Origin of the sequence: Gilliamella sp. B3022 (assembly GCF_028751545.1) — a bacterium.
Classification (GTDB): Bacteria; Pseudomonadota; Gammaproteobacteria; order Enterobacterales; family Orbaceae; genus Gilliamella.
Genome location: NZ_CP071867.1, coordinates 2,282,685 through 2,294,593, shown reverse-complemented (window position 1 = coordinate 2,294,593; position 11,909 = coordinate 2,282,685). Strand labels below are relative to the sequence as shown.

7 protein-coding genes are annotated in these 11,909 nt (G+C 32.8%); 2 read left to right on the top strand and 5 right to left on the bottom strand.

Annotation, left to right across the window (positions count from 1 at the left end; all coding sequences use genetic code 11):
• Positions 1-9: 9 nt before the first annotated feature.
• Positions 10-423: a PTS sugar transporter subunit IIA gene (locus tag J4T76_RS10395; protein WP_267356057.1), complete on the bottom strand. Its 414-nt coding sequence runs from the start codon at positions 421-423 to the stop codon at positions 10-12.
• 373 nt (positions 424-796) lie between these two features.
• On the opposite strand from J4T76_RS10395, the gene J4T76_RS10390 reads away from it, so the two are divergent.
• Positions 797-2,179: an APC family permease gene (locus tag J4T76_RS10390; RefSeq protein ID WP_267340784.1), complete on the top strand. Its 1,383-nt coding sequence runs from the start codon at positions 797-799 to the stop codon at positions 2,177-2,179.
• 123 nt (positions 2,180-2,302) lie between these two features.
• On the opposite strand, the gene J4T76_RS10385 is transcribed toward J4T76_RS10390, so the two are convergent.
• The 3 genes from J4T76_RS10385 to J4T76_RS10375 all read right to left on the bottom strand — a co-directional run bounded on the left by J4T76_RS10385 (position 2,303) and on the right by J4T76_RS10375 (position 8,498).
• The gene (locus J4T76_RS10385) at positions 2,303-2,566 is read right to left on the bottom strand and encodes an HPr family phosphocarrier protein (protein WP_267340782.1); all 264 of its coding nucleotides are present in this window, start codon (positions 2,564-2,566) and stop codon (positions 2,303-2,305) included.
• Positions 2,567-3,292: 726 nt separating this feature from the next.
• On the bottom strand, positions 3,293-7,567 hold the full coding sequence (locus tag J4T76_RS10380) for an acyl-CoA dehydratase activase-related protein (RefSeq protein ID WP_267356055.1): 4,275 nt from the start codon (positions 7,565-7,567) through the stop codon (positions 3,293-3,295).
• 211 nt (positions 7,568-7,778) lie between these two features.
• On the bottom strand, positions 7,779-8,498 hold the full coding sequence (locus tag J4T76_RS10375; RefSeq protein ID WP_267354918.1) for an epoxyqueuosine reductase QueH: 720 nt from the start codon (positions 8,496-8,498) through the stop codon (positions 7,779-7,781).
• A 401-nt stretch (positions 8,499-8,899) separates the two neighbouring features.
• Between J4T76_RS10375 and J4T76_RS10370 the strand changes: the two genes are divergently transcribed.
• The gene (locus J4T76_RS10370) at positions 8,900-10,312 is read left to right on the top strand and encodes an EmmdR/YeeO family multidrug/toxin efflux MATE transporter (RefSeq protein WP_267340777.1); all 1,413 of its coding nucleotides are present in this window, start codon (positions 8,900-8,902) and stop codon (positions 10,310-10,312) included.
• Between the two features lie 883 nt (positions 10,313-11,195).
• On the opposite strand, the gene J4T76_RS10365 is transcribed toward J4T76_RS10370, so the two are convergent.
• Positions 11,196-11,825: a 4'-phosphopantetheinyl transferase family protein gene (locus J4T76_RS10365; protein WP_416380217.1), complete on the bottom strand. Its 630-nt coding sequence runs from the start codon at positions 11,823-11,825 to the stop codon at positions 11,196-11,198.
• Between the last annotated feature and the right edge of the window lie 84 nt (positions 11,826-11,909).

Below are 11,909 nucleotides of genomic sequence, written 5' to 3'. Positions count from 1 at the left end.
ACCTCTAATCTATTGAGCAATGGTTTGAATGTCACTATTTAACAATTCAGCAAGAAAATCATCTTCTGCAAGATTAGTGACTAATTTAGCAATAATGGTTAAATGTTCTTTGATAGCTTGTTCTTGAGCACCAATCAATATAATTACTTTCACATTATTATCATTATTCCAAATAAGACCTTCACGATATTTACCCACTGCAATAAATGAGGTACGGACGCCATCACTTTTAGCGTGGGGTAATGCAATATCGGGTAAAACATCGGTTTCCATTTCTTGTTCATGTGCCATAACATCATTAACAAATTTTCCAACATCTGATAAATGATCTTGACTGATTTGAGCCATGAATTGAATAATTGATGATTTTTGTTTTACTACATCATTTGTGAATTCAACAGGTATAACAGGAATTAAGGTCATAAATACACCCTTTTTATTGATGGATATTTACGGATTAACTTATAGCCACTCTAAAATAATTTCCGATAAATATAACGTGTTTTAGTTATACTGACATCTCCCTAATCAAAGAAATAATTAGACATAGATCACAAAATGTATATCTCTTGAATTGATTTCAGCAATGTGAGATTTTTATTGATTTGATTAAAAATAATTCCCTAGAAAATAGTAAGCTCAAAAACCACACAGTCATATGTTAATAAGCTAAAAATTAGCTTGCATAATTATAATAATGTGGGAGAATTCCCTGCCGCTTTTAGCGGGTAAAAAAAGGCAAAACTATACTTAGTAGTTTTTTATTGTTTTTTGGGACAGAGGAGCAAAATTAGTCATGTCCGCAATAAAAATGAAACGAGTTTTAACCACACCTGCATTAATTGCATTTGGTTTAGCTTATATGGTTCCTTTAGGGATCTTTACCACTTATGGGGAAGTTACTGTTGACAGTAATGGACACTTACCCATAGCCTATGTTATCACTTTAGCAATGATCTTTTTTACAGCATTAAGTTATTGTCGTATGGCAAATAAACTGCCTATTGCTGGTTCTGCCTATTCGTATGTACAACATACATTTGGTGGAAAAATTGGTTTTTTAGTGGGATGGGCACAAATTCTTGATTACCTATTTTTACCAATATTAAATTATTTGGTATTGGGGATATATCTTAATGAAGCCTTCCCAAGCATTCCTGCTTATGTATTTGTGCTTGGTTCACTTTGTAGTGTCAGCTTCTTAAATTATTTAGGGATTAAGTTAATTAATTCAGTAAATTTTACATTAATTATTGTTCAAATGTTTTTTATTGGATTATTTATTTTCTTAACTTTAACCAATGTAAGTTTAACACCAGAAGCAATGATGAAGCCTTTGTCAGTGAATGCAGGTGATTTTAGCGGGTTAATGTCTGGTGCAGCAATACTATGTCTTGCCTTTTTGGGTTTTGATGCTATCGCAACATTGGCAGAAGAATCAAATGATGCACAAAAGTCATTACCTAGAGCGATTATATGGACAGTGCTTATTGCAGGAAGTATCTTCTTAGTTGTATCGTATTGCGCTCATTTAGCCTATCCTGATTGGACAGATTTTGCTTCTAATAAAGATACAGCTAGCTTAGATGTAATGCGCAAAGTAGATTCTATAAGTAATTTAAATAATATACTTGGAAAATACGGAAATGATTTTATGTATAATTTTTTCCAATCTGCCTATCTAACGGGTGTTTTTGCATCAGCAATGACAGCACAAACCAGTGTATCAAGAATATTTTATGCGATGGGTCGTGAAGGAGTGTTACCAAAACAGATTTTCTTTAAGATTCATCCTCGTTTTAGAACACCTTATTTATCAATATTGTTTGTGGCTTGTTTTTCATTGTTATCATTGGTATTAGATCTTAGTTTAGTTGTTTCAATGATCAGCTTTGGTGCTTTAGTTGCTTTCACATTTGTTAACTTGTGTGTAATTAAAAGTTATCTTTGTGATATTAAAACAAAGACAATAAAATTTTTATTTAAATATGGTATGTTACCAGCAATTGGTGTTTTACTTTCGTTATGGCTATGGACCAGCCTTGATGAGACTGCGATGATTGTTGGCTTAGTTTGGTTAGCGGTTGGATTTTGTTATTTAGTTTATTTGACCAAAGGTTTTACTAAGGTATTACCATCGATTGATCATCATGAATTAAATTCAATCATTAAAGATTAAATTAATCTTTTGAAATAGGTCTACTTGAAAGTATTTAGTTAATGCCCTTTTAAAACAATTCCGTCGACTTAAGTCGACGGAATAATCAATGCTTTGATGTTAATTTAATTAATTTTCAGTTAATTACTCACCAAAACCAGTAGCAAATAATTCACGGATTTCATCCATTGCAGCTTGTTCGTCTTCACCATCACAAATGATTTCAACAGTTGAGCCACCTTTGACACCTGCACCTAATAAACCCATCATACTTTTCATTTTAATCGCTTTGTCATTATAAACTAGTTCGATATTTGATTTATAACGACCGGCTAGTTTTACAAGTGTTGTTACTGGGCGTGCGTGCAATCCAGTTGAATTTTTTACTACCATTTGCTCTTTTAACATATTCGTGTCCTTCTTTATAACTTAAGTTAAAACATTTCTGTATTTATATCATAAATTGAATTCTTTTGCTCTTTTTTATATGCAAATTTTTTTGCAATTTATACTATACTTCTTGTTTTCATAACCTGATTTAAAATCATACCCAATTATAATGTACTGTTTGAAAAAATAATCTCAATGAACAGATTCTCAATGAATATTTTTAACACCGTACCCACCAAGGTTATTTCAATCTTTTATCCCCATTACTGTTCTGTAGTTCTTGCCTGAAAGTTATCGGTCAATTCAGTAATTACAGCTAAACTCACTGAAACTGAAACGAGACATCGTAGACAGGAGTTAAGATAGTAAATCTTTCATACTATGAAACATTATTAATTTCATTTAATTAAGCACCTAAAATAAATTTATTATTGATACTTGTGTGCTAACCTGCCATCAATAGCATTGAATCAATTATAATCAATATCCAAATAGCAATGACACAAAAAACATCAATAATATGAAAACAAACCAACACTATAAATACATACAAAACTTATCTCAAACACGCTGATAATGTCACTTGCTTACCCGTTATATTGCCATTGTAGAGCCTATTATCATCGGGAGAAAAAATGATTCAAATTTAGATTTTAATTGGTGAATTGATATCATAAAAAGGCCTAAAATATTAATATGCAACTAAGTAGATTCAATGAATATAGAATTGAGTATTTAATTTTTTTATACAATCCGTTGTAGCTGTGTATACTTCAGTGAACTGACCATAAAATGCAAACGATTAAGTACATTCACTTCACCTGCACCATCATCAAAGTCTAAATACAACAAATTAAGTTTAGGATTAAAATCGCGCATCCGTTTTTCAATACCTTTCGATACCACATGATTGGCAATACAGCCAAATGGTTGCAAACTGATAACATTATTAATTCCATATTCAGCAAATGTCATAATGCCTGCTGCTATTAACCAACCCTCTCCAAATTGGTTCGATAAATTAAGAACTTTTTTAGCTTTTTTTGAAATATCACGAATATTATGGAAAGGTTGATAATATTTGAAGGACGATAAAATCTTATTTGTTTTATCAACGTAACGCTGCGCTATATTTTCAAAAAAGTGCATTAAATAAGAATGATAACTTTTTGATACAAGATAATTATCCACGTTATTATCATAATTAACAAAGCATTGTGCAAAAAATTCAATCATAGGAGGGATTACGGGTTCTATACCTTGTTCAATTAACCACTCAACACTATGTTGATTACCAAAGTTGTTATACTTTACGTAAATTTCTCCAACAATACCGATTTGTGGACATGTTTTATTTATCACTTCAATCTGATTAAAATGTTGAATCGCATCGGCTAATAATGCAAATATGGAACGTTGTCCTTTTTTTTGGTGAATCAGTTGTTGTAATTTTCGTGTATAGAGTTCTTTGAGTTGATTAACTTGTTGTTTTACTTTAGCCCTTGGTGCTATGGAATAGTACATTTTTGATAATGAATCAGCAAACAGCATGGAAAAAAAGCTAATCGGTAATGTTTTGAGCCAATTGATTTTAAATCCCGGTTGTTGAGCTTGATTCATATTACCTGTACTAAGTGAAATAATGGGGATATCTTCAAAGCCATTACTGATCATCGCTTTTTTAATTAACGACAAATAACTACTGGCTCGGCACTGTCCACCGGTTTGCGTAATACCCACTGCGATCTCATCACGATTGTATTTCCCAGAACGTAGCGCCTTAACAATATCACCAACAATAATGGTCGCTGGATAACAAATTTCGTTATTACAATATTTTAATCCCCATTCCACTGAACTTTTATCCGGTTTAGGTAAGGTTTCGAGTTTATAACCCGATAAAGCAAAAATAGGAGGTAATAAAGGTGAGTAAAAATCAGAAATAAATGGCGCTAAAATAGTGCGACGTTGTTTATCTTGTTTACTAAAAAGAGCTATTTTTTTACGTGCTACTCTTTTTAAAGGCTGCTGTTGATTCATTCTCATCGATTCAATAATAGAACGCAATCGTAATCGAACAGATCCTGTTGCCGTAATTTCATCAACACGAATCACCGTACTCGTTTTACCTTTTGATTCCAATATCGCTTTACATTCGTCGGTAACGATTGCATCAGGACCACAACCGAATGAGTTAATTTGAACAAATTGCACATTATAAGGTTGTTCAGCAACAAAAGTAGCCGCAGCATATAAGCGATTTGGATAACTCCATTGTGAACAGATTTGCAATTCTGGGGATAATTGACTAATGGCGCCTAATACGGAATCTTCAGTAATTACATCACAACCTAGAGCGTTCAAAATTTCAGGGGTTTTATGATTAATTAAACTGTCACTATGATAGGGGCGTCCACCCAAAACAAAGACATAACGACCAGTTTGCCTAGCATTGTTCACAATTTCAGCCGCTTTATTGTACAACGATTGTTTATACTCTGATTGAGCGATTAAGGCATCACAAAAGGCATTTTCCGCCACAGCTCTAGTGATACCTAACGATGTTAAATAATTAATACAGCCTTTTTTCAGCAATTGAATATCAGTGAAGTTAATTACCGGATAATCAATCGGCAAATGATATTTGCTTTCCGGATTAATTGAACTGTGCACAACTTCAGCATAACTGCTTACAATTGGACAATTGTAATTGTTAACCGCGTTATTAAATTGCGCTGACTCAAACACAACCATTGGCATAAAGATACGATCTACTTTTAGCTCAATGAGCTCCATAATATGCCCATGTACTAACTTGGCGGGAAAGCATATACTATCCGACATGACCGTACCTGCACCTTTTTCATAAATAGCCTGTGTTGAATAAGGTGAAAGTATGACATCAATACCACTTTGCGTTAACAATGTGTGCCAAAAAGGAAAATTTTCATACTGACCTAATGCACGTGGAATGCCAATATGGAGTTTAGCCTTAGGGTTAGAGATGCTAGCGCGTTCAAATAACAGATTGTTTTTGTAATCAAGCATATTAAAAGAATTGTTGTCTTTATCTTGATTATTACTTAAGAATTTTTCACATTTATTTCCTGAATAATAACGTCGTCCATTCGCATAGCGATAAATCATAATGTCGCACTTATTTTCACAGCCTTTACAACGAGAAGGTTTGGCTTTAATATCTTCAGCTTTGTGAAGCTGGTTTAATCCGATAAACTGCGATAATGTAGGATTTTGTTGATAATGATTTTTTGCAACCAGAGCACTACCATAAGCGCCCATTAATTCAGGGATGTTAGAGCTGGTAATTTGTGCTCCTGTTAATTGTTCTAACGCTCTAAATACCGCTGGGTTTTTAAAAGTTCCACCTTGTACTACAATATGATTGCCCATTTTACGCATGTCATGAAGTTTAAGCACCTTATAAATGGCATTTTTAATTACCGAAAAGGCTAATCCAGCGGAGATATCTCCCATAGTCGCATTTTCACGCAAAGCTTGTTTTACTTTTGAGTTCATAAAAACGGTACAACGTGTTCCTAAATCACAAGGATTAGCGGAATTACAAGCCGCATCAGCAAAATCGATAATATTGGAATTAAGTGATTTAGCAAAAGTTTCAATAAAGGATCCACAACCAGATGAACATGCTTCATTAAGCTCAATATGGTTAACCACTCCATTAGCAATAAAAATGGCCTTCATATCCTGCCCGCCAATATCCATTACAAAACTCACTTCAGGATCAATATGTTTAGCAGCGACAAAGTGCGCCATGGTTTCAACGAGCCCATCATCAAATGCAAAAGCAGCTTTTAATAGCTCTTCACCATATCCGGTCACTCCAGTACGAGCAATGATAATTTGTTTACCTGATGCGGCAATTTCATCTTTTAATAGTGTCAACCCTTTAATTAAGGCACTAATAGAGTGACCCTCATTCGATGCATAATGAGTAAAAAGGAGTTCATTATCTTCACTAATGAGTGTAATTTTGGTTGTTGTTGATCCGCTATCAATGCCTAAAAAAGTGTATTGTTTCTGATAATCAGCTAAATCTAAACGTGGAATTGGAATGTATTTACGCTGTTTTTTCCAATCAGTGAAAGATAATGATTCATTAAATAGTGGTTTTAATCGAAAAGATTGATTGGATAGGATTTTATTTGAAGCATTTAATCGATTAATAAAATCATCAAGAGAAAGCTCTGTTCGCTCAATAAGGTGTATCGCAGCTCCCCAAGCGGATAATAATGTTGGATGGTCAGTTTTAATCATGTCTTCATCAGCTAATTTTAATATCTGCAAAGCCGCTTTACCTAATGTTGGAATAAAAGAAAAAGGCCCACCGATTAACATGACTTTCGACATGATTTCATAGCCTCGCGCTAAAGTATTAATCAGTTGAATACAAACAGCATGTAAGACAGAATAGGCAATGTTTTCTTTGGAGACATTACGACTAATTAGATTTTGAACATCAGTTTTGGCAAATACACCACAGCGTGAGGCAATAGGAAAAGTTTGGTTATGGTCTTGGGCAAATTGATCAAATTGTTGAATCGGAATATTAAGCAAAGTAGCCATCTGATCAATAAATGCCCCTGTTCCTCCTGCACAACTGCCATTCATCCGAATGTCAGGAGGACGATCAGGGAAGAAAAAAATCATTTTACTATCTTCGCCGCCTATATCTATCAAAGTTCGCACTTGAGGATATTTGCGTTGCACTACTTCAGAAGCGGCGACAACTTCTTGTATAAAAGCAATATCGGCTTTCTCTGAAATACCCATCCCAGCAGAACCGGTTACTTTTACTGATAAAAGAATATCCTTACCCAACTTTGTTTTAATTTCATTAAGTAATGCAAGCACGGTTGCTACAATATGGGTATTATGACGAACATAATTGGTATGAACAAAATTATCATGTTCATCAAGCACAACACATTTTGCCGTAGTTGAGCCAACATCCAATCCTAGTTTATAGATTTTTGTCATAATAAACTCACATTTTGTAAAATCACAATTAACGTTAAAAACATACAATCGTTTTTTTCTGCTAATTTTATTTTATCAACAATATTATAGCGAAATGTTTTAACTATTTACTATGCTTGTTTAAGATTTTTATTTTATAAAAATGTCAGTTTTGTCAAAAAGTTTCAGGTTAAGACTACGTTTTAGTATATTTATATCAATAAATGAAAAATCAAGCTTGTTTTTCTAATCCTTGTTTAGCAATGGTTATCACATTTTTTAAATCGATGCCTTGGGCTTTAGCTGCAAAAATACAACCGCAATAGCATTGCCTGTATACATCATATTCTTTGCAAAGTTCTATCGAGCGCTTATAACCATTATTTTTTTTAAAATCGGAAGGCAGATAATTAACTGAAAAAATTTCTTGAATTTCAAAACCGAGTTGATTAATTTTTTGACTGTTCTTTTTAGGGCTTAACGTCAATGCACTGGCAAAATAGTCAAATCCTAATTCTTGTGCTTTGATGGCTGCTAAATCTAGACGCATTTTATAACAGATATGACAACGTTCCCCACCTTCTGGAGCATCACGCAGATGTTCAACTTGTTTGATAAATTCTGCTGGTTGATAAGGCGCTTCTAAGAACTGAACATTATTACCTGTTTTCTCATTAAAATCCGTAATGAATTTTTGCTGCACAACACTGCGATATTCATACTCAACTCGAGGATGAATGTTTGAATTAGCAAAATAAATGGTGATATCGGCATACTGTGCCAGATACTCCAAAACATAGGTGCTGCAAGGAGCACAGCAACTATGTATTAATAATTTAGGACGAATCTCCTCAGATTGCCAATTGGCAATGACTTCTTTTAATACCGAGTCATAATTAATTTTATTATGTGGGTTTAATCGTTTGAGAATGTTTTTAGCATTGATTAACATAAGGACTCATTTATTATTTTGGTGATCCAAGTCTTTAAAGTTCGCTATAATATAGTTATATAATTCATCATTCAAGAAAAGTATCTGAATTTTATACTGAAACATATATATCTCCTCAAACTATTTTGACAAATAGGGATAGGATATCTGTTAATTAATACTGAAAATTAACCACTACGCGCTCATACTAACAATTTTTTAAGAGTGAAATACATTTATTTTGCTCACACCAGTTTACTGTCTATTATGACAATACATTTTATTAGGTAATGAGGTTAAATAATGTATTTTTATTTAACCTCATTATTAGTAAAGTTTATTTTTGAAACATAAGTTCATTTTTATCAAATAAAAGAGTTATAATATAAACAAAATTTTTATGGACAAATTTAGGCTTTAAATTGAATGTTCAATTAGTTGATCGCTTAAGGAAAACACAGTTATACCAAAAAAGACATTCAAACAATGTTTTGCTTTGGCGTGAAATTTTACCTTTAGCCATGCCAATTTTTATTGAAAATCTATCCATCATATTGATGGGAATTTTTAGTACTTTTCTCGTTAGTTGGCTAGGTAAAGCGGAAATGGCTGCCGTTGGCTTGGCTGAAAGCTTTAATATGATTGTTATGTCATTTTTTATGGCGGTTGCACTGGGAACTTCCGTTGTTGTTGCCTTCAGTTTGGCACGTCACAATCGAAAAAAAGCCGTTTCAGCAGCTAGACAATCCATCACGTTATTAATCATAATCTCTATATTACTTTTTGTTTTTGTAGAATTTTCAGGTTATTGGATTGTTGAAATCATAGCTGGGAAAGCTGAAGCAAACGTCAAAGAACTTACATTAACCTTTATCAAATTAACTGTTTTAGGCTACCCTGCCCTAGCTTTTATTTTAGTTGGTTGCGGTGCATTAAGAGGTGCAGGTAACACTAGACTACCGATGTATTTGAACATCATCATGAATATATTAAATCTATCGATAAGTTATCTATTGATATATGGCATGTTCAATTGGGAAGGATTAGGATTTATTGGTGCCGGTATTGGTTTAACGGCATCGCGTTATTGTGGTATGATGTTTATTCTAATAGTATTAACAATTAAACCTAGTCGAGCACTATTTATACCATTAAGAAGCTATTTTCATTCTTTTAATACCAAAATTCTTTTCGATATTCTCAGTATTGGTATCCCTGCTAGTGTTGAATCAGTAATGTTTAATATTGGTAAGTTAATGACTCAAACTTTTGTAGCAGGCATGGGTACATCAACTATTGCAGCCAATTTCATTGCTTTTTCGATTGCCGGATTACTGAACTTGCCTGGAGGAACACTGGGTTCTACATCGACTATCATTGTCGGTAAACGGCTCGGTATGGGACAAATATATCAACCAACTAGGCAACTGAAATTCATCTTCCATCTGACTAATTTATTACTGTGCTTTTTAGCCTTTTTATCGGTACCATTTGCTGGCCTATTAAGTTCATTGTATACCGATGATCAAGATGTTATTGAAATATCAAAACATTTACTTTGGTTAAACGCCTTATTTACTCCATTTTGGGCATCTTCCTTTGTTCTGCCTTATGGGTTTAAAGGTGCTAAAGATGCCAGTTATACCATGTGGGTGGCCATTGGTAGCATGTGGATGTGCCGAATTATAGTGGGTTACATTTTTGGTGTATACTTCGGATTTGGTGTGATTGGTGTTTGGTGTGGTATGTTTTTAGATTGGATCATCAGAAGTATTTTCTTCTATCAACGATTAATCAGTGGCAATTGGCTATGGCGTCATAAAAAAAGGATTTAGTTTTATAATTAAGTTGAAGCAATAGCACATCATTTTTTATATTCTACATTAATTGCAATGCGATCGGATTTAACGTACAACATTATTTAATAAAATAATTTACATGCTTCTAAAAATGTCTGATCCATCATTTGCCGACAATATAAATTTACTAAACTAAACAGTTATGAGTAATAAGCGTTCGTTATTACTCATAACTATAGAAAGCTCCTTATCCATTTTGGAATGATACAAGTAATGTGCAGTTTGTTCTTGCATTTGAACAAAGCACCTCAGAATTAAGCACTTATTACTAGTGTTTCAAATGAAAAAAATGATTTAGATTTAATTGTTGAAGACTAAACTGTTGATGATGGAGCAGCAGAATTACCCACACTTGAAATATTGAATAGGATAGCAAAGAGTAATACGCTATGATTAAAATAACAATTTGATTTAATTGAAATATTTTTCAATGTAATACGCCAGTCAATGGCTTTCATCAAAGAGTGGCTAGAATTACAACATTATGAATGTTGTTGTATACAGTTTTAAATTACTCCTCAATACCAATACAGTTAATTGACCATCAATAAATTAAGATTAAAGAGGTTTGTTCAAGCATTATTGAACTACTTGATGACAATATTTTCAAACAACCCCTTTTATTTACTAAAATTCAACACGAGACTATTAATAATATTAAATCTTCAAAAATCAATTAACAGAAAGGAGATTATTATCTTTATTCCTCAATAAAAAATTAATTAATCATAAATTAGTAATTTAATATGGTTTTTTAACTATAATAATTATAGAAATTAATCAGCTGAGCACTTTACTGATATAAAATAAATAATCGTCAAATAAAATTTTTAAATATTAGTCAAACTCCAACAATCAATTACTGCCAAAATTGATCAGGTTGCAGTGGAATTACTTGCACTTGCCCATCTGTTGGATACAAAGAAGCCAATGACAATTTATATTCATTAGTAAAACTTTGACTATAAAGAAACCAATGCGTATGATTAATTTCAATAATATCATCATTATGAAAGGGTGAAGGTAACTCAAATGAAGATGGTGGTAAATAGAATCCCTGTCCTTGCGCTTTCATAATCGCTTCTTTTAATGTCCATAATTGAAAAAAATCAAATTGTGGATCATTGAGTGCTCTTTGGTACTCATTTTCAGTCATAACATCATGATAATCAAGAATATTAATGGGTGTAATATGCTCAATATCAATGCCAACTTCACCATTACAACTGTATACACACGCAACCCAATCATGGGCATGTGAAATATTGAAATGTCCTTTTATTGTACGAATATAGGGTTTTCGATAAAGACCATAATCAATGACAGGTAAACGGGATTGTTGAAATTGTTCATGACGCTGTAATGCATAAAGCAATAGCATTTTGCCAACTAAACTTCGGCATTTATCTTGATCAAATTTAAATTTATCGATCTCTAACTGAGCAGAGTAGCTAAGAATTTTTTTTTTTGATCTTGTAATACAAACCAAGGTAGCTTGTTGATATTAGCTAAATAAATGAAATTCATTATCTTTACCTAAAAAAACATCCCCTTAAAATAAGGTTCCTTTAAG